The sequence below is a fragment of the Aerococcus sp. L_32 genome (assembly GCF_050689315.1).
The window spans coordinates 1-670 of sequence record NZ_JBOEQF010001017.1; the positions used below are offsets into that span (position 1 = coordinate 1).

At 39.6% G+C, this 670-nt stretch carries 1 protein-coding gene and 1 pseudogene; both read left to right on the forward strand.

What is annotated here, in order from left to right:
- Positions 1–310, forward strand: a 310-nt coding sequence (locus tag ACRCJ0_RS17950) for a ferritin-like domain-containing protein (protein ID WP_431391498.1), incomplete at its 5' end; no start/stop codon positions are given.
- Positions 311–493: 183 nt separating this feature from the next.
- A pseudogene (locus ACRCJ0_RS17955) lies at positions 494–670 on the forward strand (Crp/Fnr family transcriptional regulator); the annotation flags it as partial.

A 670-nucleotide genomic window follows, 5' to 3' on the forward strand; every position in this document is an offset into this window, starting at 1 on the left:
GATTACTTCCGGTCATAAACCGGCTTCAACCACCGCTGAATTTGAAAAATATTCCATGCTTTCAGAAGATGCAGTTAATAAATACGCTAAAGCAGAAGACATGGTTGAAAATATTATCGAGGACTTCAGAAGCACTCGTGACCTAACTATTCGCGCGATTCGTTTAGCTCAAGACGAGGGTGACGATGCTTTAGAAGATACATTGATTGCTTTTAAAAATGACTTAGACAAGAACATTTGGATGCTGCAAGCGTTCATTGGCAAAGAGGCATTGGAAGATGACGATGCGTTTGATGAGGATGAAGATTAGGTTTTTCGTAAACATACATTTATAAATTAAATCTTTTGGGGTTGGGACTCTTTCCAGCTCCTATTTTTTTGCCGTTAAAAAGACTTTTCTTGATGAGTGTCAATTTTTTTGAGCTAGGGGCCTTTATACTAAATATAGGAAAGTTAAAAAAAGGACAGTAAACTGATAAAGGGGAAGAACGAATTGACTCAATACACCCAACCACATGCAGCAGGAGACCACTCAGCTTGTATCCGCTTAGTCCCGATATTCAATCATTTGGAGGAAAGCTCGATGGATCGTATCGCTGGAAAAGCGTACACGAAGCATTATCAAAAAGGGGCGTTTCTGTTTCGCTCGCAAGAAAAAGATGATGCCTTA